19 protein-coding genes and 5 tRNA genes are annotated in these 23,234 nt (G+C 71.9%); 12 read left to right on the forward strand and 12 right to left on the reverse strand.

Going from position 1 to position 23,234, the window contains the following annotated elements:
- Positions 1 to 54: 54 nt before the first annotated feature.
- The 5 genes from FQY79_RS05170 to FQY79_RS05190 form a co-directional block, all read right to left on the reverse strand.
- Positions 55 to 140: transfer RNA gene (locus FQY79_RS05170), tRNA-Leu, on the reverse strand.
- A gap of 112 nt (positions 141 to 252) precedes the next feature.
- Positions 253 to 328 (reverse strand) — tRNA-Lys (locus FQY79_RS05175).
- An 85-nt stretch (positions 329 to 413) separates the two neighbouring features.
- Positions 414 to 490 (reverse strand) — tRNA-His (locus FQY79_RS05180).
- Between the two features lie 60 nt (positions 491 to 550).
- Positions 551 to 627, reverse strand: a tRNA-Arg gene (locus FQY79_RS05185).
- A gap of 34 nt (positions 628 to 661) precedes the next feature.
- A tRNA-Pro gene (locus FQY79_RS05190) sits at positions 662 to 738 on the reverse strand.
- 154 nt (positions 739 to 892) lie between these two features.
- On the opposite strand from FQY79_RS05190, the gene FQY79_RS05195 reads away from it, so the two are divergent.
- Positions 893 to 1,654 (forward strand): Bax inhibitor-1/YccA family protein, encoded by a 762-nt coding sequence (locus FQY79_RS05195; RefSeq protein WP_146311417.1) that lies wholly within the window; start codon positions 893 to 895, stop codon positions 1,652 to 1,654.
- 67 nt (positions 1,655 to 1,721) lie between these two features.
- On the opposite strand, the gene FQY79_RS05200 is transcribed toward FQY79_RS05195, so the two are convergent.
- From FQY79_RS05200 to grxC, 3 genes are all read right to left on the reverse strand, one after another.
- A complete protein-coding gene (locus FQY79_RS05200; protein WP_146311418.1) occupies positions 1,722 to 3,053 on the reverse strand; it encodes a Na+/H+ antiporter NhaC family protein in 1,332 nt (443 codons plus the stop codon).
- 189 nt (positions 3,054 to 3,242) lie between these two features.
- On the reverse strand, positions 3,243 to 4,250 hold the full coding sequence (locus FQY79_RS05205) for an isocitrate dehydrogenase (protein WP_146311419.1): 1,008 nt from the start codon (positions 4,248 to 4,250) through the stop codon (positions 3,243 to 3,245).
- 214 nt (positions 4,251 to 4,464) lie between these two features.
- Positions 4,465 to 4,743 carry a glutaredoxin 3 gene (grxC, locus tag FQY79_RS05210; RefSeq protein ID WP_146311420.1) on the reverse strand — a complete coding sequence of 93 codons (279 nt, stop codon included), beginning with the start codon at positions 4,741 to 4,743 and terminating at the stop codon, positions 4,465 to 4,467.
- Positions 4,744 to 4,916: 173 nt separating this feature from the next.
- Between grxC and FQY79_RS05215 the strand changes: the two genes are divergently transcribed.
- The 6 genes from FQY79_RS05215 (at position 4,917) to FQY79_RS05240 (ending at position 13,702) form a co-directional block, all read left to right on the forward strand.
- Positions 4,917 to 6,575, forward strand: a complete 1,659-nt coding sequence (locus tag FQY79_RS05215; RefSeq protein WP_146311422.1) for a M48 family metalloprotease — start codon at positions 4,917 to 4,919, stop codon at positions 6,573 to 6,575.
- 90 nt (positions 6,576 to 6,665) lie between these two features.
- Positions 6,666 to 7,355 carry a phosphate regulon transcriptional regulator PhoB gene (gene phoB / locus FQY79_RS05220; RefSeq protein ID WP_146311424.1) on the forward strand — a complete coding sequence of 230 codons (690 nt, stop codon included), beginning with the start codon at positions 6,666 to 6,668 and terminating at the stop codon, positions 7,353 to 7,355.
- A 122-nt stretch (positions 7,356 to 7,477) separates the two neighbouring features.
- The gene (gene phoR / locus FQY79_RS05225; RefSeq protein WP_146311426.1) at positions 7,478 to 8,800 is read left to right on the forward strand and encodes a phosphate regulon sensor histidine kinase PhoR; all 1,323 of its coding nucleotides are present in this window, start codon (positions 7,478 to 7,480) and stop codon (positions 8,798 to 8,800) included.
- Between the two features lie 83 nt (positions 8,801 to 8,883).
- On the forward strand, positions 8,884 to 10,932 hold the full coding sequence (gene ppk1, locus FQY79_RS05230; RefSeq protein WP_246123027.1) for a polyphosphate kinase 1: 2,049 nt from the start codon (positions 8,884 to 8,886) through the stop codon (positions 10,930 to 10,932).
- The gene (locus FQY79_RS05235; protein WP_146311892.1) at positions 10,932 to 12,467 is read left to right on the forward strand and encodes a Ppx/GppA phosphatase family protein; all 1,536 of its coding nucleotides are present in this window, start codon (positions 10,932 to 10,934) and stop codon (positions 12,465 to 12,467) included. Before ppk1 ends, FQY79_RS05235 begins: the two co-directional genes overlap by 1 nt.
- A gap of 110 nt (positions 12,468 to 12,577) precedes the next feature.
- Entirely contained in the window at positions 12,578 to 13,702 is a 1,125-nt protein-coding gene (locus FQY79_RS05240; RefSeq protein WP_146311427.1) for a glycosyltransferase, read from the forward strand.
- Positions 13,703 to 13,788: 86 nt separating this feature from the next.
- Here the strand turns inward: FQY79_RS05240 and FQY79_RS05245 are convergent, their stop codons facing one another.
- Together FQY79_RS05245 and FQY79_RS05250 are read right to left on the reverse strand one after the other, a co-directional pair.
- A complete protein-coding gene (locus tag FQY79_RS05245) occupies positions 13,789 to 14,673 on the reverse strand; it encodes a carbon-nitrogen hydrolase family protein (RefSeq protein ID WP_027072663.1) in 885 nt (294 codons plus the stop codon).
- Positions 14,670 to 15,281, reverse strand: a complete 612-nt coding sequence (locus tag FQY79_RS05250) for a GNAT family N-acetyltransferase (RefSeq protein ID WP_027072662.1) — start codon at positions 15,279 to 15,281, stop codon at positions 14,670 to 14,672. The genes FQY79_RS05245 and FQY79_RS05250 overlap by 4 nt, the downstream gene beginning before the upstream one ends.
- 300 nt (positions 15,282 to 15,581) lie before the next feature.
- Between FQY79_RS05250 and FQY79_RS05255 the strand changes: the two genes are divergently transcribed.
- From FQY79_RS05255 to FQY79_RS05275, 5 genes are all read left to right on the forward strand, one after another.
- Positions 15,582 to 16,439 (forward strand): 23S rRNA (adenine(2030)-N(6))-methyltransferase RlmJ, encoded by an 858-nt coding sequence (locus tag FQY79_RS05255; RefSeq protein WP_146311429.1) that lies wholly within the window; start codon positions 15,582 to 15,584, stop codon positions 16,437 to 16,439.
- Between the two features lie 109 nt (positions 16,440 to 16,548).
- On the forward strand, positions 16,549 to 20,031 hold the full coding sequence (gene mfd, locus FQY79_RS05260) for a transcription-repair coupling factor (protein ID WP_146311431.1): 3,483 nt from the start codon (positions 16,549 to 16,551) through the stop codon (positions 20,029 to 20,031).
- Between the two features lie 87 nt (positions 20,032 to 20,118).
- The gene (chaB, locus tag FQY79_RS05265; protein ID WP_146311433.1) at positions 20,119 to 20,352 is read left to right on the forward strand and encodes a putative cation transport regulator ChaB; all 234 of its coding nucleotides are present in this window, start codon (positions 20,119 to 20,121) and stop codon (positions 20,350 to 20,352) included.
- Between the two features lie 52 nt (positions 20,353 to 20,404).
- Entirely contained in the window at positions 20,405 to 20,941 is a 537-nt protein-coding gene (locus FQY79_RS05270; protein ID WP_186759803.1) for a SixA phosphatase family protein, read from the forward strand.
- A 158-nt stretch (positions 20,942 to 21,099) separates the two neighbouring features.
- Entirely contained in the window at positions 21,100 to 21,543 is a 444-nt protein-coding gene (locus tag FQY79_RS05275) for a hypothetical protein (RefSeq protein WP_146311437.1), read from the forward strand.
- 33 nt (positions 21,544 to 21,576) lie between these two features.
- Here the strand turns inward: FQY79_RS05275 and FQY79_RS05280 are convergent, their stop codons facing one another.
- Positions 21,577 to 22,023, reverse strand: coding sequence for a hypothetical protein (locus FQY79_RS05280; RefSeq protein ID WP_146311438.1), 447 nt, complete (start codon positions 22,021 to 22,023; stop codon positions 21,577 to 21,579).
- A 250-nt stretch (positions 22,024 to 22,273) separates the two neighbouring features.
- Positions 22,274 to 23,134: a pirin family protein gene (locus FQY79_RS05285; protein WP_146311440.1), complete on the reverse strand. Its 861-nt coding sequence runs from the start codon at positions 23,132 to 23,134 to the stop codon at positions 22,274 to 22,276.
- Positions 23,135 to 23,234: the final 100 nt, after the last annotated feature.

A 23,234-nucleotide genomic window follows, 5' to 3' on the forward strand; every position in this document is an offset into this window, starting at 1 on the left:
TGCCCTCGCCAGCGCTCGCGGTCTTCCGCCCCCGCGAGGGGCAGCAAGGAAGGCTGGTGCGAAAGGCGGGATTCGAACCCGCACGACACAAGGTCACTGGAACCTAAATCCAGGGCGTCTACCAATTCCGCCACTTTCGCGCCGGTGCATCTTAGCCCCGGGCCCGGCCGGCTGGCCGGCGCAGCCGCTGCGCGGTCCCGGACGCGGCCCCGGAAACGACAACGCCCGGCGGGGCCGGGCGCTGTTCGACACTGGTGGGCCGTCTAGGATTCGAACCTAGGACCTACTGATTAAGAGTCAGCTGCTCTACCAACTGAGCTAACGGCCCGGGAAAAAAGCGGGCGCGCAGTGTATCCGGAACACGCGCCTTCCGGCAATGCCCTTCCCGCAGGAAGGAAGTCGCCGCGAATGGATGGGGTGGCTGAGGGGACTCGAACCCCCGACATCTGGAATCACAATCCAGGACTCTAACCAACTGAGCTACAGCCACCACTGGAACCACACAGGATACCCGAGTCGGTGCCCGGATGCCCCTCGCCGGGACCGGCGCTGGCGCGCCCGGCAGGACTCGAACCTGCAACCACCGGCTTAGAAGGCCGGTGCTCTATCCGGTTGAGCTACGGGCGCGTGGGCGCATGATAGCCGTCCCGGGAGGAGACGATGGTCGGGGTAGAGGGATTCGAACCCCCGACATCCTGCTCCCAAAGCAGGCGCGCTACCAGGCTGCGCTATACCCCGGCCGGTGACAGGCGGTCCTGCCGCCGGGGCCGGCTGCCCCGGCGGAGCCGGACATTGTCCGGGAGCACGCCGAGCGCTGTCAACGCGCCCGCCCCGGGCCGGCGGACTCCCGTGTATCCTGAGGCCGGATCCAATCCAACGGAACAGGCGACCCATGCGAAGCGGCAACCCCGTACTCAAAGAATCGACCTTCCTGGATCTTGGCAGCGGCGCGGTGGTCACGCGTGACGGCGAGGTCATGACCCTCAACGGCACCGTCAACAAGACCGGCATCCTGCTGCTGTTGACCGTGCTCACGGCGGCGTTCGCCTGGAACCAGGCCATCGGGCCGGACGGCAGCGTGGCCCCCGGGTTCTCGGTCTATGTCTGGGGCGGCGCGATCGGCGGCCTGGTGCTGGCCATCGTCACCGCGTTCAAGAAGGAGTGGTCCCCGGTCACCGCGCCGCTTTACGCGCTGGTGGAGGGCTTCTTCCTCGGCGCGATCTCGGCGCTGTTCAACCACCTGTACGAAGGCATCGTGATGCAGGCGGTGATGCTGACCTTCGGCACCCTGTTCGCGCTGCTGCTGGCCTACCGCAGCGGCCTGATCAAGGCCACCGAGAACTTCAAGCTCGGCGTGGTCGCGGCCACCGGCGGCATCGCCCTGGTGTACCTGGCCACGATCGTGCTGCGGATGTTCGGCAAGGACATCCCGATGATCCACGACAACGGGATCATCGGCATCGGCTTCAGCCTGTTCGTGATCGTGGTCGCGGCGCTGAACCTGGTGCTGGACTTCGACTTCATCGAGAGCGGGGTCGAGCACGGCGCGCCCAAGTACATGGAGTGGTACGGCGCGTTCGGCCTGATGGTCACCCTGGTCTGGCTGTACATCGAGTTCCTGCGCCTGCTGGCCAAGCTGCAATCGCGCGACTGACGCACCCCCGATCGCGGACGGAAGAAGGCGCCCCGCGGGGCGCCTTTTTTCGTGCCGGCCGCGACGCTCACGGCATCGGCGCCGGCGCCACGGCCGGGACCGGCCCGGGACGCCGCGGCCAGGCGATGAACCCGATCGCGACCAGCGCAAGCAGCCAGCAGTACCAGACCCGTCCCGCCAGCGCGATCGGCGGGACTGCCGCCAGCGACGAGGCCAGCAGCAGCTGCGCGCCATAGGGCAGCAGGCCCTGCGGCACGCAGGCGAAGATGTCGAGCACGCTGGCCGCACGGCGCGGGCTGATCCCGTGGCGGACCGCGATGTCGCGGGCCACGCTGCCACCGACAAGGATCGCGACGGTGTTGTTGGCGGTGAACACGTCGGCGGCGGTGGCCAGCGCGGCGATGCTGAACTCGCCGGTGCGGCGGCCCACGTGGCCGCGTGCCGGGCGGGCGATTGCCTGCGCCAGCCAGGCCAGGCCGCCGCTGGCCTTCATCAGCGCCGCCAGTCCGCCCACCAGCAGCGCCAGCAGCAGGATCTCGACCATGCCCTCGAATCCGGTCCAGATGTCCCCGGCGTAGCGTTGCAGGCCGTAGCCCTCCGCCGCCAGCAGGCCGAAGGCCCCGGACAGCGCCAGGCCGATGCCGAGCACCAGCAGCACGTCCAGCCCCGCCAGCGCCAGCATCAGCACCACCAGGTATGGCAGGGCCAGCCACGCCGGCGCGGCCGGCGGCGACTGCACCGGCGCCGGCTCGCCGGCGAAGGCCAGCAGGACCATGGTCACAAGCGCCGCCGGCAGCGCGATGCGGAAGTTCTCGCGGAACTTGTCGCGCATCTGCGCGCCCTGGGTGCGGGTGGCGGCGATGGTGGTGTCGGAGATCACCGACAGGTTGTCCCCGAGCATCGCGCCGCCGACGACGGCGCCGGCCACCAACGCCCGGTCCAGCCCGGCGGCATCGGCCACCCCGACCGCGATCGGCATGACCGCGGCAATCGTGCCCATCGAGGTGCCGATCGCCAGCGACACCGCGCAGCCGATCGCGAACAGCCCCGGCAACAGCAGCGACGGATGGAGCACCTCCACGCCGAGCGAGACCACCGCGTCCACCGCCCCGATCGCCCTGGAGACCTGTGCGAAGGCACCGGCCAGCAGGAAGATCAGGCACATCAGCACGATGTTGGGGTCGCCCATGCCCTGGAGCAGGGTGTCGCCCGGACGGATCCCGCGGCGCCGGGCGATCCAGGCCGCCAGCGCCAGCGCCGGCAGGATCGCGACCGGGGCGCGCAGCTGGTAGAAGCCCATCGGCTCGCCGGCGGCGGTGTAGTACAGGCCGGCGCCGAAGAACACCGCCAGGAACAGCAGCAACGGAGTGAGCGCGAGCGCGCCGGGGCGGAGGGTCATCGCGGGGGTCCGGCAAAATGTCGATTGTGCGGTGTTTGCGCCGGGCGCGTCATGCGCCGGGCGAGACGCTGTATCCGGACGCCTGGCGCCGGCCGGCATCCATGCCCCGCGCCGGGGAACCGGAACGGCTGGAACGGAACGGGGCGCCGAAGCGCCCCGTTCCCACGACCATCGGCAAGCCGCCGCGGATCAGATCCTGGAGGCGATGGCCTTCGCGAACGCCATCGTATTGCCGCTGCCGCCCAGGTCCGGGGTCAGGTTGTCCTGCGCCTCCAGCGTGGCCACGATCGCCCCGCGCAGCCGCGTGGCCTGCTCGGGCTGGCCGATGTGGTCAAGCATCTGCGCCGCGCCCAGCATCAGCGCGCAGGGATTGGCCTTGCCCTGGCCGGCGATATCCGGGGCGGTGCCGTGCACGGCCTCGAAGATCGCCGCGTCCTTGCCGATGTTGGCGCCGGGGGCCAGGCCCAGGCCGCCGACCAGGCCGGCGCACAGGTCGGAGATGATGTCGCCGAACAGGTTGGTGGTCACGATGACGTCGAACTGCTCCGGCCGCATGACCAGCTGCATGCAGGTGTTGTCGACGATCATCTCGGTGCACTCGATCTGCGGATACTGCGCCGCGACCTCGCGCGCCACCTTCAGGAACAGGCCAGACGTGGTCTTGAGGATGTTGGCCTTGTGCACCACGGTGACCTTCTTGCGGCCGGTGCGCACGGCCAGGTCGAACGCGTAGCGCACGATGCGCTCGGAGCCCTTGCGGGTGATCTTCTGCACCAGGGTGGCAGTCTCGCCATCCTCGGTGATCGACTGGCCCTCGCCGATGTAGGCGCCCTCGGTGTTCTCGCGCACCGTGATCAGGTCCACGTTGCCGGGGAAGCGCGCGCGGGTGTTCGGGTACGAGCGCGCGGGGCGCACGTTCGCGTACAGGTCGAAACGCTTGCGCAGTTCGACGTTGATCGAGGAGAAGCCCTCGCCCACCGGCGTGGTGAGCGGGCTCTTGAGCGCGATCCGGTTGCGGCTGATGGAATCGAGCGTGGCCTGCGGCAGCAGTTCGCCGTGCTTCTCGAGCGCGACCAGGCCCGCGTCGGCCTCCTCGTAGGCGAGCCCGACCTGCATCGCGTCGAGCACGTGCAGGGTCGCGTCCATGATCTCCGGGCCAATGCCGTCGCCGCGGATGACCGTGATTGTCTGGGTCATTGGTGGGGGGTGTCCGTGCAGAAAGCGCCGCGCGCGAAGGCGCGGCGTGGGGATTGGTTGAAGATGAAATTATGCCCGAAAGCCGCCGGCCGCCCCAAGCCGACCCGGGTCGGCGACCCCGGCGCGGACGCCCGGCAGCGGCCTGCCTGCGCCGCCGCGGCCGCGCAGGCAGGCCGCGCTGGACCGGCCCATGGCGGCCGGCCCGGGGGTGGGCTCAGCGTCCCAGCAGCGGCTCGAACCCGCCCTGGCGATGCAGCGCCATCATGTCGTCGTAGCCGCCCACGTGGACGTCGCCAACGAAGATCTGCGGCACCGAGGTCCGGCCGGTGCGCGCGACCATGCGTTCGCGCTCGGCCGGGTCGAGGTCGATCCGGACTTCGTTCCATTCCAGCCCGCGGCTGCGCAGGAACGACTTGGCCGCCATGCAGTAGCTGCAGATGGCGCTGGTGTAGAGGGTGATCGGCGGCTGCGCGCCCTGTGCGGAGGCATCCATCGCGGGAACCTGGGATTGCGGGACTGGGTCGAATCTTGGGCGCCGCGTCGCGGCTTTTCCACCGCCCGCGATGGAACGCTGCAAACGATTAACATCGGATTCACTCCCCGCGCGGGACGCCCCGGCATGCTTGCCAGGGGCGGTCCCCGCCCGCCGTGCCCTCCTGGACTTCCATGCGCGCCTGCCTGATCCGCCTCAGCACCCTGTTCGCCACCGCCCTGCTGGTGCTGGTGGGCGCTGCCGGCGCCCGGGCGCAGGAGAACCGCCTGCCGGACATCGGCTCCTCCGCCGGCAGCGTGCTCGGCCCGGCGCAGCAGGCCGAATACGGGCGGATGCTGCTGGCACAGCTGCGCCACTACGGCTACGTGCTCGAGGACCCCCTGGTCGACGGCTGGCTCCAGGCCACCGGCAACCGCCTGGCCGCCGCCAGCGACGACCCCGGGCAGAAGTTCACCTTCTTCATGATGAAGGACCGCAGCATCAACGCCTTCGCCACCCTGGGCGGCTACATCGGCGTGAACGCCGGGCTGGTGCTGGCGGCCGAGACCGAGGACGAGGTGGCCGCGGTGCTGGGCCACGAGGTCGCGCACGTCACCCAGCTGCACGTGCTGCGCGGGGTGGAGCGGGCACAGCGCGACAGCATCCCGCTGCTGCTGGCGATGCTCGGCGCGATCGCGATCGCGCAGTCGGCCGGCGGCAATTCGTCGGACGACGCGGCGATGGCCGCCATCGCCACCGCCCAGGGCCTGGCCGCGCAGCGCCAGATCAACTACACCCGCTCCAACGAGTCCGAGGCCGATCGCATCGGCATCCGCACGCTGGCCCGCAGCGGATACGACCCGGGCGCCATGGCCAGCATGTTCGAGCGCATGCACGCGGTCTCGCGCACCAACCAGGGCGGCGAGCGCGAGCGGCTGCCCGACTACCTCAAGACCCACCCGGTCACCACCATCCGCATCAGCGAGGCCAAGGACCGGGCCGAGCGCCTGGCCGGGCAGTCGGTCCAGGGCACGGTGTCCACGCCCGACGCCAGCATCACCCAGCGCATCCCGGTCACGGGCGCGGCGCTGCCCGAGGGCCTGCGGCTGGGCGACAACCCGCTGCTGCCCGCCGGCCTGGCGCTGGAGGGCGGCCTGGAGGCGACGCGACGCAACGAGTTCGGCTGGGCCCGCGAACGCCTCCGGGTGCTCAGCGCCAATACCCCCGAAGCGGCGGTGCGCGAATACGAGCGCATGGGCAGCGCGCGCGGGCTCGACGACGCGCAGCGCTACGGACTGGCGATCGCGCAGCTTCGCGCCGGCCGCGCCGAGCAGGCGGCCACCTCCCTGGCGGCGCTCCTGGAGCGGCACCCGGGCGACGTGTGGCTCTCCATCGGCCTGGCCGAAGCCGAGGCCCATGCCGGCCGCCACGATGCGGCCGACCGCCGGTTCCAGGCGCTGCTCGAGCGCATGCCGCGCAACCCGGCGATCGCCATGTCCTACGCCGAGGTGCTGGTGGCGCGCAATACGCCCGAAGCCGGGCGCCGGGCCCGCGACGTGCTGCGTCCGCTGCTGGCCACCAGCGGCTCGGACCCCGCGTTCCAGCGGACCTTCGCCCGCGCCAGCGAGATCGCCGGCGACCCGGTGCGCGCCGGCGAAGCCTGGGCGGAGGCGGCCTTCCTCAGCGGCCGCGAGGAGCAGGCCCTGGTGCAGCTCAACACGCTCAAGAAGCGTGACGACCTGGACTACTACGCCCGGGCGCGGATCGATGCGCGCATTTCCCAGATCACGCCGGTGGTGCTGGAGCTGCGCCGCCAGGGCGTGCGCGACCCTGACCTGAACCGGCGCCGCTGAGACCACGCGCCGGCTGTCACAATACGGTCATGGAACTGTCGTCCAATGCTGGCGTCGGCCGCCGTGGCCGGGCCTGGGCTGGAGCCTGAGGTGCAGAAGCGCATCCTGATCATCGACGATGAACCCGCCATCCGCGAGATGGTGGCCTTCGCCCTGCGCAAGGGCGACTTCGAGCCGGCCCACGCCGGCGATGCCCTCGAGGCGCAATCGGCCATCGCCGAACGCGTGCCCGACCTGATCCTGCTGGACTGGATGCTGCCCGGGACCAGCGGCCTGGAACTGGCCCGCCGCTGGCGCCGCGAGGACCCCACGCGCGAGGTGCCGATCATCATGCTCACCGCACGCGGCGAGGAGAACGACCGCGTCGGCGGCCTCGAGGCGGGAGTCGACGACTACGTGGTCAAGCCGTTCTCGGCGCGCGAACTGCTGGCGCGGATCCGCGCGGTGATGCGCCGCACCCGCGGCGAGGACGAGGACGGCAACGTCAGCGTCGGCGAACTGCGCATCGACGGCGCCGCCCACCGCGTGTTCGCCCGCGGCGAACCGCTGGCCATCGGCCCGACCGAGTACCGGCTGCTGCACTTCTTCATGACCCACCCCGAGCGCGTGTACAGCCGCGCACAGCTGCTCGACCACGTTTGGGGCGGCAGCGTGTACGTGGAGGAGCGCACGGTGGACGTGCACATCCGCCGCCTGCGCCGGACGCTCGAACCCTCGGGGCTGGACGGCATGGTGCAGACCGTACGCGGCGCCGGCTACCGCTTCTCGGCGGCGGCCTGACCCGGGCCGCGACGCCTTTCCGCGGCGGACGCCGGCCCGGGCCGGCGGAGCGACCGGGCTAAGATCAGCTGGCCCCGATCCGCCTTCCCCCCGCCACGCGCCCTTCCGCCCACGATCCCGCCATGTCCGTCCCGACCCGACCCGCATGGAGCCGCACCCTGGGCCACCAGGCCCTGGCGCTGGCGGCCGCGCTGGCGGTGGGATGGCCGCTGGGCCATCCGTGGCCGGCGCTGGCGATGGCCGCGCTGGGCGTGGCGGCCTGGCACTGCTGGCGCCTGCACGGCGTGCTGGCGCGGCTGCAGTCGCACCAGTGGCCGCCGTCCGCCACCGGGCGCGGCGCGTGGGAAGAACTGGAGCGGCAGCTGCGGCTGAACCAGGACGGCATGCGCGCACGCAACCGGCGGCTGGTGGCGATGCTGCGCGCCTATGGCGCGGTCGCCGCCGCCCTGCCCGACGCGGTGGTGGTGATCGAGCGCAACAGCCAGCGGGTGCAGTGGTTCAACGATGCCGCCACCGCCCTGCTGGGACTGGAATACCCGCGCGACATGGGCGAGCCGCTCGGCGAACGCCTGCAGGGGCTGCGCATCGCGCACTGGCTGGCCGCCGGCCGCAACGCCGAGCCGCTGCTCGACGTGGCGTCGCCGGCATCGCCGGAGGTGCGGCTGAACCTGCGCCTGATCCCCTATTCCGAGGACATGTGGCTGGTGGTCGCCCGCGACGTGACCAAGATGATGCGGCTCGAGCAGGTCCGCCGCGACTTCGTGGCCAACGTCTCGCACGAGCTGCGCACGCCGCTGACCGTGGTCCACGGCTACCTGGACATGCTCGAGCCCGACGACCAGCCGGAATGGGCGCCGATGCTGCGCGAGATGCAGCGCCAGTCGCAGCGGATGACCCGGCTGGTGGAAGACCTGCTGACGCTATCGCGGCTCGAGGCGCAGGAAGGCGTGGAAGACGCAACGGTGGCGATGGAACCCATGCTGTCCACGCTGCGGCGCGAAGCCGAGGCCTTGAGCCAGGGCCGGCACCGGGTGGTCGTGGAGGACGCGGCCGGCGTCGACCTGGCCGGCTCCACGCGCGAGCTGCACAGCGCGTTCTCCAACCTGGTGAGCAACGCGGTGCGCTACACCCCGGCCGGCGGCACGATCACGATCCGCTTCGCGCGCGAAGGCGGCGGGGCGGTGCTGCAGGTCGCCGACACCGGCTACGGCATCCCGGCCCAGCACCTGCCGCGGCTCACCGAGCGCTTCTACCGGGTGTCCACCAGCCGCTCGCGCGAATCGGGCGGCACCGGGCTGGGCCTGGCGATCGTCAAGCACGTCCTCAACCTGCACCACGCCCGGCTCGGGATCGAAAGCGAGGTCGGCCGCGGCAGCACCTTTTCCTGCCACTTCGGCGCCGAGCGGATCCAGCCGCGCCAGGCCCCTCCGGGAGCAGCGCCTTGAACCGACCCGTGCCACGCCCGGAGCGTCCACCGCCGGGCCCGGGCGGGGAACCGGCCGCGCCCGCGGCCAAGGGGGGCGATCCGCTGCGCGACCCGGCGCTGTACTTCAACCGCGAACTGTCGCAGCTGGACTTCAACTTCCGCGTGCTCGCCCAGGCGCTGGACGAGTCGGTGCCGCTGCTCGAGCGGCTGCGCTACCTGTGCATCTCCTGCACCAATCTCGACGAGTTCTTCGAGATCCGCGCCGCCACCGTGCGCCACGCGCAGGACTTCGGCGCCGTACCCGCCCCGCCCGACGGGCTGGCGCCGGCCACCGTGCTGCGGCGCATCCACGAACGCGCGGCGGAACTGGTCCGGGCCCAGTACGAGTGCTGGAACAAGGTACTGCGGCCCGAGCTCGCCCGGGCGGGCGTGCGCGTGCTCGCCCGCAGCCAGTGGAACGCGCGCCAGGCGCGCTGGCTGCGCGCCTACTTCCGCGACGAGATCATGCCGGTGCTCTCGCCGCTGGGCCTGGACCCGGCGCATCCGTTCCCCAGGATCCTGAACAAGTCGCTCAACATCGTGGTGGTGCTCGAGGGCCGCGACGCGTTCGGCCGGGTCGGCCACCTCGCCATCGTGCGCGCGCCGCGTTCGCTGCCACGGATCATCCAGTTGCCGGAACAGGCCTCGGGCGGCGAGCACGACTTCGTGTTCCTCTCGGCGGTCCTGTCGGAGTTCGTGCACGAACTGTTCCCCGGGATGCAGGTCAAGGGCGCCTACCAGTTCCGGGTCACCCGCAATTCCGAGGTCATCGTCGACGAGGACGAGGTGGAGAACCTGGCCCTGGCGCTGCGCGACGAGCTGGCCGGGCGCGGCTACCTGCGCGCGATGCGGCTGGAGATCGCCGCCGACTGCCCGCGGCCGATCGTGCGCACCCTGCTGCAGAACTTCGAGTTGCCCGGCAACGCGGTTTACCGCATCGACGGGCCGGTCAACCTCAACCGCGTGATCCAGGTCTACGACCTGGTGCAGCGGCCGGACCTGAAGTTCCCGCCGTTCCAGCCGCGGCTGCCGAAGAACACCGAGGCCATGTTCGACCTGGTGTCGGGCGGCGACCTGCTGCTGCACCATCCCTTCGACTCGTTCGCGCCGGTGCTGGAGCTGATCAAGCAGGCGGCCGAGGATCCGAACGTGCTCGCGATCAAGCAGACGCTGTACCGGACCGGGAAGGACTCGCCGATCGTTGAGCACCTCGTCCAGGCCGCGCGCAACGGCAAGGATGTCACCGTGGTCGTCGAGTTGCGGGCGCGCTTCGACGAGGAGGCCAACCTCGGCCTGGCCGACCGCCTGCAGGAAGCGGGAGTGCAGGTGGTCTACGGCGTGGTCGGCTTCAAGACCCACGCCAAGATGCTGCTGGTGGTGCGGCGCGAAGGACGCAAGCTGCGGCGCTACGTGCACCTGGGCACCGGCAACTACCATTCCGGCACCGCCCGCGCCTACACCGACATCGGCCTGGTCACCGCCGATCCGGACATCGGCAACGACGTGCACCTGATCTTCCAGCAGCTCTCGGGCCTCGCCCCGGCGACCTCGCTCAGCCGCCTGCTGCAGGCGCCGTTCACCCTGCACGCGGGGATCCTGGCGCGGATCGAGCGCGAGGCAGAACACGCACGCAACGGCCGTCCCGGGCGGATCATCGCCAAGATGAACGCGCTCAACGAACCACAGGTGATGCGCGCGCTGTACGCGGCCTCGCAGGCCGGGGTCTCGATCGACCTGATCGTGCGTGGCGCCTGCTCGCTGCGGCCCGGCGTCCCGGGGGTGTCGGACAACATCCGCGTGCGCTCGATCGTGGGCCGGTTCCTCGAGCACCATCGCGTGTACTGGTTCGGCAACGACGGTCAGCCGGAGCTGTACTGCGCCAGCGCCGACTGGCTCGAGCGCAACCTGCTGCGCCGGGTGGAGACCTGCTTCCCGATCCTCGACCCGGCACTGGCGGCGCGGGTCAAGCGGGAGGCGCTCGACAACTACCTGGCCGACAACCTCAACGCCTGGGAACTGCACGCCGACGGCGTCTACCGCAAGGTGGTGCCGGCCGACGGCGATCCCCCGCATTCGGCGCAGTCGGCGCTGCTGGCCGGGATCTGCGGATGATGGACGCGCTCGCCCGGGCCGGTTCGCTGTCCACGCCGCTGCGCGACGGCGACATGCTGGCCGCGATCGACCTGGGCTCCAACAGCTTCCACATGGTGGTGGCCGCCTATACCCTGGGCCAGTTGCGGATCGTCGACCGCCTGCGCGAGCCGGTGCGCATGGCCGTGGGCCTGGACGCCAGGGGCGGCCTCGACCGCGCGGTCCGCGACCGGGCGCTCGCCTGCCTGGCGCGCTTCGGCCAGCGCATCCGCGACATCCCGCCCCAGCGTGTGCGCGCGCTGGCGACCAACACGGTGCGACTGATGGCCGCGCCGCAATCGTTCCTGGTCCCCGCCGAGACCGCGCTGGGGCACGGCATCGAAGTGATCTCGGGCCGCGAAGAGGCGCGCCTGATCTACCTCGGGGTCGCCCACGCCCAGCCGCCCAAGCCGGGCAGTCTGCGGCTGGTGATCGACATCGGCGGCGGCTCGACCGAGTGCATCATCGGCCGCGGTTTCCAGACCATCGAACGCGAAAGCCTGCAGGTCGGCTGTATCGCGACCACCCGCCGCTTCTTCGGCGACGGCAGGCTCTCGCCGAAGAAGTGGCGGGAGGCGGTGATCGAGGTGGGCGCGGAGTTCCAGCAGTTCGCCAATGCCTACCGCGCGCTGGGCTGGAGCGAGGCGATCGGCGCGTCGGGCACCAACAAGGAGATCGGCGGGATCTGCGCGGCGATGGGGTTGACCAAGGGCGCGGTGACCGCCGCGGCCCTGCCCCGGGTGCGCGACCGCCTGCTGGAGGCCGGGCGCATCGACGCCATCGACCTCCCGGGCCTGTCCGCCGAACGCCGCAGTACGATCGCCGGCGGCGTGCTGGTGCTGGAGGCCGCGTTCGACGCCCTGGGCCTGGAACGGATGGCGGTGAGCAAGGCGGCGATGCGCGAAGGCGTGCTGTACGACATGCTCGGCCGCGGCAGCGGCCACGACCCGCGCGAGGCCTCGATCCTCGCCCTCACCCAGCGCTACGGCATCGACGAGGGCCAGGCCGCGCGCGTGGAAGGCACCGCCATGCGCCTGTTCGAACAGGCCGCGCCGGCGTGGAAGCTCGATCCCGACGATCTGCTGATGCTGGCCTGGGGCGCGCGCCTGCACGAACTGGGGCTGGCGATCGCGCACAGCCAGTACCAGGTCCACGGCGCGTACGTGATCGAGCACTCGGACATCGCCGGCTTCTCGCGCCAGGAACAACAGTTCCTTGCCGCCCTGGTGCGTACCCACCGGCGCAAGATCCCCAAGTCAGCGTTCGACGCGCTGCCCGACCGCCTGCTGCCGTCGGCGCGCCGGACGGCCGCGCTGCTGCGCATCGCGGCCCTGCTGCACCGTTCGCGCGACTCGGAGGAGATCCCGCGGCTGGACCTGCTGGTCGACGGCCCGCGCATGGTGCTGGGCCTGGACCGGCGCTGGCTGCACAACCGCCCCCTGCTGCGCGCCGACCTGGAAGGCGAGCCCCCGCAGATCGCGGCGCTGGGCGTGCAGCTGGAGATCGCCACCACCTGAGCCGACGCGCAGCCAGGCCGTCGGCACCGTGCGTCATGGGCGGGTCATGCATGCGCCATATGCGCGTCATCGTCTGTGTCTAGCATGAATGGGCCGGAGCGGAGGCCCGCATGCACTACGCCATCGTCACCGACACCTGCCCTGCTTCCCCCGGCCGGGCGGGCGAGACCGTCGAGTTGCTCCATCGTGGGCTGCGGCAACGGGGCCATCGCGTCTCCTGCGTCGAGCCGGGACAGGGAACTGCCGCGCGCAGCCATGCGCCCCGCGCCTTCTGGCCGCGGAACCGCATCCCTTCCCTGGCTGGACGACGCCTGATGGAGGCGTGGACACGCGCGCGCCCCGATGCGGTCTATGTCGCCACCGAGGGACCCTTGGGCTGGTCGGCCGTGCACGTCGCCCGCCGCCTGCGCCTGCCGGTCGCCACGGATTTCCACGCCTGGCCGGATGGCCGACTCCAAGGTGCCGACGCGTGCGCCCGCCTCCCATCGGCCCTGGCGAGGCTTCGCCGCTTCCATGAACAGGGCGACGCCACCCTCGTCCCGACCCGGGTGGCGTGGACGGCGCTCCATGCCGCGGGCTTCCCGCGGCCGTGCCTGCTGCAGCGAGCCGTCGATCCCGACCATTTCCACCCGTGCAAGCGCAGCCCCGAACTGCGCGCGGCCCTGGGCGCGTCGCCCGAGGCCCCGCTCCTGATCCACGTGGGACGGCTTGCACCGGGGCGGAACGTACGGCTGGCCTTGCAGGCATACCGGGTGCTCCGCGGATCGTGTCCGGGCGCCCGCATGGTCGTGGCCGGCGACGGTCCCATGCGTCGCGACCTGGAGCGGGAATTCCCCGAGTGCACCTTCACCGGCTTCCTGGGGCGCGACGCCCTGGCGCGACTCCTGGCCAGCGCCGACCTGTGCATACAACCCTGCCTGGACACCATTTTCGGCAACGTCACCCTGGAGGCCATGGCCAGCGGGGTCGCGGTGGTCGCGTTCGATCGTGGCGCTGCGCGCGAACACCTCGTCGACGGCAGGCAGGGCGTCCTGGTCGATCCGGGCGACCCGTTCGGGTTCCTGGCCGCCACGGCGGAGCTTGGCGGCGACCTGCCGCGTCTGCGCGCGATGGGCGTCGCGGCCCGCAACGCGGTCCGGGCGCTGTCGCCACAGCAGATGACCGCGGAACTGGACCGGCTGCTGGCCAGGATATGCATGCGGCATGCATGGGCCGGTGAGGGGATCGCCGCCTGAGGTGGCCTCCGGCCTGCGTCCTCCCGTCCGGCGGGTCCCCGCCTGCGCCTGCGCATCGGCCCGCTGGCGCCGTGCCCCGGCGCGCCTCAATCCAACCGCTCGACCCGTGCGCCCGCCAGCGGCGGCAGCAGCTGCCCCGGCCAGTCGCGGTCGTTCGCCACCTGCGCATCTTCGCGCGAGGCCTCCAGCGCGAGCGGGTCGATGTCGGCAAGCGCCCACTCCCCCTCGCCGCTCGTGGACGCGAGTACCCCGTCGGCCGGGAAGCCTGCGTCCATCGGCGCGAACACCGCCGCCTCGCCGGTGTTGACGTCGAGCGCGGGGCTCCACGGCGCCTCGCCGGCGGTCACCGACTGGGCGACGAAGAAGCGGTTCTCCAGCGCCCGTGCCAGGCAGCCCACCCGCACCCGGGTCGCGCCGGCGGCGTTGTCGGTGCAGCTGGGCACCAGCAGCAGCCGCGCACCGGCCTCGTACTGCGCACGCACCGGCAGCGGGAACTCGCTGTCGTAGCAGACCGCCACCGCCAACCGCAGGCCGCGGTGCTCGAACACCTTGAGTGCGTCGCCCCCGTCGATCATGCCCGCGCGCTTCTCGAAGCCGGTCAGCTGCAGCTTGTCCTGCCAGCCGTGGCCGCCGTCGGGCGCGAACAGGTCACAGCGATTGCGGTAGCGCCCACCGCCCACATCGAGCAGGAAGGTCCCCGCCGCAACCAGCATGCCGGTGTCGCGGGCGATGCCCGAGAACAGGGCCAGCCAGTCGTCGCGGTAGCGCTGGATGGCGGCCAGCGATGCGGCAAGGTCACCGGCCACGGCAGGCTCGAAGCTGGCGCCCAGCTCCAGCGACAGGTACTCCGGCAGCACCGCGATCTCCGCGCCCTGCGCGGCCACGTCCCCAAGCAGGCGCCGCTGCCTGCGCGCGAACTCGTCGAACGAGCCGGGCGCGCCGATGGCATGGCGGGCGACGGCGATCTTCACCCCGCCGGCTCCAGCGGACGGGTCCAGAACGTGAGCGCGTGGGTCGTCGGACCCACACCCACCTCGTCCCAGTCCAGCGCCATGGTCAGCCCGGGCTGGCGCACGTAGCCACGGCCCCGCCAGAACGCCTCGTTGTCGCGGTGGCCGGCCGGGCGCCTGGGGTCGTCCGGATCGCGGTCGACCGCGGCGAAGGCGGTGGTGGTGAATCCGCCCAGCGCCCGCGCGTGCGCCTCGCGGGCATCGAAGAACGCGTGCCCGACGCCGCGACCGCGATACTCCGGCAGCAGCACCGACTCGCCGAAGTAGAACACCGGGGCCGGATCGAGGCCGCGATCGAGGAACGGGGCCTGGAACGCGGCCGCTTCATCGACCAGGGGCAGCCCGGTGGACGCGCCGACCACGCGCTCGCCGTCCAGGGCCAGCACGAACACGGCGCGTGGCGAGGCGGCGTAGGCGGCCAGATAGTCCTGCTCGTAGTCCAGGTCGCCGGCGTAGAGGTACGGCCAATCCGCGAACACGCGGATGCGCAGCGCGGCGACATCGGCCAGATGCCGCCGCGCGCGATCACCGGTCATGCGGTGGAGGACGAGGCCGCCGAGCGCTTGCATGGCGGCGATTCTACCGCCCGTCGGCGCCGGGACCTGGAACGGCAACACCACGCCGAGCGGCCGCGCATCGTCCTCCGGCCGTCGCGGCCGGCCTGGCAGCGCCGGGCCTGGCGCCCTCCCTGCGCGATGCGCATGGCACGTGCGACGATGGCAGGCCCGCTCGCGACCAGGGGTCGCAGGCATGGAACCCGGGCGGAGTGCGCGGGCGGGGAGCTGACCGTGGACGGCGCGCGATGCCATCATGCCCGCAACGCCGGCGCTCGTCCGCCGCGCCGCACGCCTTTTCGAGTCTGCGCCCCGATGAACTACCGCCACGCCTTCCACGCCGGCAACCACGCGGATGTGTTCAAGCACAGCGTGCTGCTGGCGCTGTGCGAGGCGCTGGCGTCCAAGCCGGCGCCGTGCTTCGCACTCGATACCCATGCCGGGCGCGGGCTGTACTTCCTCGACGACGAGGCCTCGCGCCGGACCGGCGAAGCCAACGAGGGCGTGGAGGCCCTGCTCGGCCACGATGCGCGGCCCCCGGCCCTCGAGCCCTACCGCGCCGCGATCGCCGCCTGCCGCGCAGCCCACGGCGGCAGCGCCTACCCGGGTTCGCCCTGGCTGCTGGCCCACGCGTTGCGCCCGCAGGACGCGATCGCGTGCTGCGAAGTGCAGCCGGAGGAGGCCGCCGCGCTGCGGCGCTGCTTCGCCGGCGACCGCCGCATCGGCGTGCACCAGCGCGACGGCTATGCCGCGGTCGGCGCCCTGCTGCCGCCCAGGCACGGCGGACGGCGGATCGGTCGCGGCCTGGTGCTGGTCGATCCGCCGTACGAAGCCCAGCGCGGGGAGTTCGACCCGGTGCTGGCCGCCCTGCGCGAAGGCCTGGCCCGCTGGCCGCAGGGCATGTTCATGCTCTGGTACCCGGTCAAGCAGCGCGCGGCGCTCGGGCCGTTCCTGCGCCGCGCGGCGCAGCTGCCGGCGAAATCGGTGCTGCTGGCCGAACTGATGGTGCGGGCCGAGGAATCGGTGCTGCGCATGAACGGCAGCGGCGTGCTGGTGTGCAATCCGCCCTGGCGCCTGGACGCCACGCTCCAGGCCCTGCTGCCCGCGCTGCAGGCCGCGCTGGCGCCCGGGCGCGGCGCGCACCGCCTGCAGTGGCTGCGCGAGGAAACGTGACGACCGGGCGGACATGCCCTGACCCCCACGCCCGGGCACGGTAAAATCCGCGCTTTCGCACGCTGGCAACGCCGTTGCCGGCGCAGTCGTGCTTGTCCGGATTCCATTGATGCCCGCGAAGTCCCCCGCCCCGCCGTTGCCCCGCAGCGGCCAGCCCCGCGCCTGGTGGCGCGTTCCCGCCAGCCGCAGCGCCCTGGCCTGGCACGCGGCGCGCGCGGCGCGGGCCCACGGCGCGCCACTGCTGCTGGTCGCGCGCGATACCCATGCCGCGCACCAGCTCGAAGCCGACCTGCACACCCTGCTCGGCCGCGACGCGGACCTGCCGGTGGTGCTGTTCCCCGACTGGGAAACCCTGCCCTGGGACCGCTTCAGCCCGCATCCTGACATCGTCTCGCAGCGCCTGGCCACGCTGCTGCGGCTGCCGTCGCTCGACCGCGCCGCGGTCGTGATCGTCCCGGTGCAGACCCTGCTCCAGCGCCTGCCGCCGCTGCGCTACGCGGTCGGCGGCGCGTTCGACATGAAGGTGGGCCAGACCCTCGACCTCGATGCGGAGAAGCGGCGGCTCGAGGGCGCCGGCTACCGCAACGTGCCGCAGGTCTACGACCCGGGCGACTTCGCGGTGCGCGGCGGACTGCTCGACGTGTACCCGATGGGCGCCGCGGGCCCGTTCCGGATCGAGCTGTTCGACCAGGAGATCGAATCGATCCGCGCCTTCGATCCCGAGACCCAGCGCTCGCTCGACCGGGTCGAGGCGATCCGCATGCTGCCCGGCCGCGAGGTCCCGACCGACGCCGAGGCGCTCGGCGACGTGCTCGACGTGCTGCGCGAACGCTTCGACATCGACACCCGCCGCAGCGCCCTCGCCCAGGACCTGCGCGCCGGAATCGCGCCGGCGGGCATCGAGTACTACCTGCCGCTGTTCTTCGACGACACCGCCACCCTGTTCGACTACCTGCCCGATGGCGCCCTGCCCCTCGTCGACGAGGGCGCGCTGGAGGCGGCGGACGCGTTCTGGACCCAGGCCGGCGAGCGCCACGAGCAGCTGCGCCACGACATCGAGCGCCCGATCCTGCCGCCCAACGAGCTGTGGATGCCGCCTGACGCGCTGCGCGAGCGGCTCAACCAGGGCAGCCGCATCGAGCTGTGCGGCGCCGGCCATCCGCGGCATGCGCAGGCAGCCGCGCCCGGCGACCAGCCCGCGCCCACCCTGCCGCTGGCACTGCGCGAGTCCGCGCCCGGCACCGCCCTGAAGGATTTCCTCGCCAGCTATCCGGGCCGCACGCTGGTGGCCGCCGATTCCGCGGGCCGCCGCGAGGCGCTGCTTGAAATGCTCGACGCCGCCGGGCTCAAGCCGGACGTCGTTCCCGACTTCACGGCATTCGTGGCCGGCGGTGGAGCGTCGCGCTTCGCGATCGCGGTCGCGCCGCTCGACGACGGCTTCGCACTGGACGATCCGCTGCTGGCGATCCTCACCGAGCGCCAGCTGTTCCCCGAACGCGCCGCGCAACCGCGTCGCCGGCGCCGCGCCGGCCGCGAGCCGGAAGCCATCATCCGCGACCTGGGCGAGCTCGCCGAGGGCGCGCCGATCGTGCACGAGGACCACGGCGTCGGCCGCTACCGCGGCCTGGTGACGCTGGAGGCCGGCGGCCAGCCCGGCGAATACCTCGACATCGAGTACGCCAAGGGCGACCGCCTCTACGTGCCGGTGGCGCAGCTGCACCTGGTCAGCCGCTACTCCGGCGCCTCGCCCGAGACCGCACCGCTGCACAACCTCGGCGGCGAGCAGTGGAGCAAGGCCAAGCGCAAGGCGCAGGAGAAGGTACGCGACGTCGCCGCCGAGCTGCTCGAGATCCAGGCCAGGCGCCAGGCCCGCGCCGGCCTCGCGCTGCCGCTCGACCGCGCCATGTACGAACCCTTCGCCGCGGCCTTCCCGTTCGAGGAAACGCCCGACCAGCACGCCGCGATCGAGGCGGTGATCCGCGACCTGGGTTCCAGCCAGCCGATGGACCGAGTGGTCTGCGGCGACGTCGGCTTCGGCAAGACCGAGGTCGCGGTGCGCGCGGCCTTCGTCGCCGCGGCGGCCGGCAGGCAGGTCGCGGTGCTGGTGCCAACCACCCTGCTCGCCGAGCAGCACTACCGCAACTTCCGCGACCGCTTCGCCGACTGGCCGATCCGGGTCGAGGTGCTGTCGCGGTTCAAGAGCACGAAGGAGATCAAGGCCGAACTCGACAAGCTGGCGGAAGGGAAGATCGACGTGATCGTCGGCACCCACCGCCTGCTGCAGAAGGACGTGCGGTTCAAGGACCTGGGCCTGGTGATCGTCGACGAGGAGCAGCGCTTCGGCGTGCGCCAGAAGGAAGCGCTCAAGGCGCTGCGCGCCAACGTCCACCTGCTCACCCTCACCGCCACGCCGATCCCGCGTACGCTCAACATGGCCATGGCCGGGCTGCGCGACCTGTCGATCATCGCCACCCCGCCCGCACACCGGCTGGCGGTGCAGACCTTCGTCCACGCCTGGGACGACGCGATGCTGCGCGAGGCCTTCCAGCGCGAGCTGGCGCGCGGCGGCCAGGTCTACTTCCTGCACAACGACGTCGAGAGCATCGGCCGCATGCAGCGCCAGCTGCAGGAACTGGTGCCGGACGCGCGCATCGGCATCGCCCACGGCCAGATGCCCGAGCGCGAGCTGGAGAAGGTGATGCTCGACTTCCACAAGCAGCGCTTCAACGTGCTGCTGTGCTCGACCATCATCGAGTCGGGCATCGACATCCCCAACGCCAACACCATCATCATCAACCGCGCCGACAAGTTCGGCCTGGCCCAGCTGCACCAGCTGCGCGGCCGCGTCGGCCGTTCGCACCACCGCGCCTACGCCTACCTGGTGGTGCCCGACGGGCGCTCGATCACCAGCGATGCGCAGAAGCGCCTGGACGCGATCGCCTCGATGGACGAGCTCGGCGCCGGCTTCACCCTGGCCACCCACGACCTCGAGATCCGCGGCGCCGGCGAGCTGCTGGGCGAAGAGCAGAGCGGGCAGATGGCCGAGGTGGGCTTCAGCCTCTACACCGAGCTGCTCGAACGCGCGGTGCGCTCGATCCGCCAGGGCAAGCTGCCCGACGTCGACGAGCCCGTGGACCGCGGCGCCGAGGTCGAACTGCACGTCCCGGCCCTGATCCCCGAGGACTACCTGCCCGACGTGCACACCCGCCTGACCCTGTACAAGCGGATCAGCTCGGCCCGCGACGAGGGCGAGCTGCGCGAACTGCAGGTGGAGATGATCGACCGCTTCGGCCTGCTGCCGCAGCCGGCCAGGCAGCTGTTCGCGATCGCCGAGCTCAAGCTGCAGGCCACGCGCCTGGGCATCCGCAAGCTCGACCTGGGCGAATCGGGCGGACGGCTGCAGTTCGTCGAAAAGCCGGCGATCGACCCGATGGCCGTGATCCGTCTGATCCAGGGCCAGCCCCGCCACTACCGGATGGACGGGCCCGACAAGCTGCGCATCAGCCTGGAACTGCCGGACTTCGACACCCGGCTCAAGGCCGCGCGCGGGCTGCTGGTCGCGCTCGACCCCGGCGCCGCGGCCGCCGCCTGACGCCCCGCGCCGCGGCGCGGCGGGCCACGCTCACCGGGCCTCGACCGCCCCGGAGCGAGACTCGCAGGCCCGCCCGGAGCCAGTGCCATGCCCTACAAGCAGCTCGGCGACCTGCCCGACTCGGTGCGCGACAACGTGCCCAGGCACGCCCAGGAAATCTATCTCGAAGCCTTCAACAGCGCCTGGGACCAGTACGCCGATCCCGACGAACGCCGCGGCGACGCCAGCCGGGAGGAGACCGCGCACCGCGTCGCCTGTGCGGCGGTCAAGCAGAAGTACGAGAAGGGCGACGACGGTCGCTGGCACCGCAAGGACGATTGAGCGGGCGGCGGGCACGGCGCCGCGCGGGCGCACCATGCCGCACAATGCCGGGATGGCACCGCTCCGCCCCCTCATCCCGCTGGCCCTCTCCGCGCTGCTGGCGGCGTGCGCCGGCATGCCGGCCACGCCCGGCGACGCCACGGGCGCCACCTACATCGTCGTCCGCCACGCCGAGAAGGAGGACGCACCCGGGCCGGATCCCGCCCTGTCCTCCGAAGGGCAGGCACGGGCCGAACGGCTCGCACGCCGGCTGGCGGGCGAACCGCTGGTGGCGGTGTACGCCACCGGCTACCGCCGCACCCGCGACACCGTCGCGCCGGCCGCGCGCCGGCATGGCCTGGCGCCGCGGACCTACGATCCGCACCAGACGCCGGCCGCCTTCGCCGCCGCACTCCGGGCCGCGCATCCGGCCGGCACCGTGCTGGTCGCCGGCCACAGCAATACCGTCCCGGCCATCGTCGCGGCGCTGTGCGCCTGCGAGACCGGAGCGATGGACGAGTCGGAGTTCGACCGGCTCAGCATCGTGCGCATCGACCGCGACGGGCGGCCCACGCTCTCGGTCACGCGCCAGGACGACGCCGGCCGCTGACGCGGGCGCACGCCGGACGCAGGCCTGACGCACGCGGTCGGTTTGCGCCCTTCCCGGACTGGCACGACAGCGCCGGACAGTGACGGGCTTCAAGTTTTGTGCATTGCGTCATGCCCCCCGCCATGGCAAGGTCGGAACATCACTCAAGGAAGATCCCCATGAGCATCCGACGACTTCTTTTCCTGTACATCGCGGCCCTGCTGCCGCTTCCCGCCCTTGCCCAGGCGCCGGCCACCTGTCCGGAGCTGCCTGCGTCCAGCGGCCTGAGCTGGGAGTCGACCCAGGGCGACGACTTCCTGTTCTGCAAGGCGGTGCGCGAGGACGGTTTCCAGGCCTTCTCGGTGATGTTGCGCGAGGAGTCGACGTTCCGCGAACGCTTCGGCCTGCGCGAGGAGAAGGGCGTGATCGACGGCCACAAGGTGCGCTGGTACCGCGGCCAGCTGCCGAACAGGGACGCCATCGTTCGCGAGACCCTGATCGAGCTCGACGACGGCCTCACCGCCCACATCATGCTGCGCGTGGAGGACGAGCGGCAGCTGGCCGACAGCCTGCGGCTGGCCGGGATGCTGCGGTTCAACGATACCCGCGTCGGCAGCAACTGAGCATTGCCCGCCGCCGCGCGTGGTGGCGGGCCGTCAGTCGCCGCCCATGGCGGTGGCGCGGAACCGCACCCGTTCGGCCAGCATGCGGTTCTCCGCGAGCCGGGCTTCCGAATCCGCGCGCACCACGATGTGCGCCGTGTGCCGGCGGCCCAGCTCGACCAGCGTCTCGCGCACGTGCACGTCGCCGCCGGTCGCCACCTCGCCCCGGTACCAGCGCACCTTGTGGCCATCGATCCGGCCGTCTTCCTCGCGCAGGCTGCGGTCGGCGCGGAAGCTGGAGTCGCGCCCGAGCATTACCGAAAACGCCTGGGAACCGTCGTCGATCCGGATCGCGCGGCAGAACAGGAAGTCGGGACCGTTGACCACGTCCCAGGTCAGTTCCGCCCCGGACGGAAGTTCAGGGCAATTCTCCGCCGCGCCCTGCGCAAGCGCATGGCCCGACCACAACAGGCCGGCCAGCAACAGCCACTTCGATTTCATCGGAACTCACTCCATGTAGCGAAGGGACCACGAGGTCACAGCTCTGCATGGGGGACGTGCTGCACCGCAACAGCATCGTGGCGATCATCGTCCAGCAGGGGGATGAATTCCGTTTCACGATCCACTATACCCCAACGTCCGGTGCGGCCAAGGCGGTGGCGCGCGCCCTTATGCACCCCGCATCCCGCAATTTCCGTGCCCGCGCGCGGGGGCGGCGCGCGGTCGCTCCCGCGCCGCCACCGTGGGCGCATCAGAACCGGCCCTGCTGGTAGTCCACGAAGGCCTGCATGAGTTCCTCGCGCGTGTTCATCACGAAGGGGCCGTGGCGGGCCACCGGTTCGCGCAGCGGACGGCCGGCGACCAGGAGCAGGCGCGCCCCTTGCGCGTCGCCCGCCAGCACCAGGCGCTCGCCGCCGCCGAGCACCGCCAGTTCGCCGGCGGACACCGGGCGCGCGTCCTCGCCCTCGCCCACCGCGAGCGCGCCTTCGAACACGTAGGCGAAGGCGTTGTGCCCGGACGGCAGCCCATGCGTCCAGCGCACACCCGGTGCGAGGCTGACGTCCAGGTACAGCGGATCGGTCGCCGGCTGCACGATCGGGCCGCGGACGCCCTCGACCTCGCCAGCGATCAGCTTCACCCCAACGCCCTCGGCCGGCGCCACCACCGGCAACTGCTCCGGCGGGAATTCCTGGTAGCGCGGCGCGGTCATCTTGTCCTTCGCTGGCAGGTTCACCCACAGCTGGAAGCCGCGCATGCGGCCTTCCTGCTGCTCGGGCATCTCCGAGTGCACCAGGCCCCGGCCGGCGGTCATCCACTGCACGGATCCGGGGACCAGCAGGCCCTCGTTGCCGTGGTTGTCGCGGTGGCGCATGCGCCCGTCGAGCATGTAGGTCACGGTCTCGAAGCCGCGGTGCGGATGGTCGGGGAAGCCGGCCAGGTAATCCTCGGGCCGGTCGGTGCCGAACTCGTCGAGCAGCAGGAACGGATCGAGATCCGGCAGCATGCCGCCGCCGATCACCCGGGTCAGCTTCACCCCGGCGCCGTCGGAGGCGGGAATGCCGCGGACCTTGCGGAGCACGCGGGCGTCGCTGGCAGGCACGGATGCGTTCATGGTGGCTCCCTCGGGAAGGTGGCGACCGATATGGGTACCGCCGCCCGCGGGCGGAACGCTCGCCGGTGGAACGGTACTTGCCAGCCGTGCGGCGCGCCAG

The organism is Luteimonas wenzhouensis (assembly GCF_007859305.1).
GTDB lineage: Bacteria > Pseudomonadota > Gammaproteobacteria > Xanthomonadales > Xanthomonadaceae > Luteimonas > Luteimonas wenzhouensis.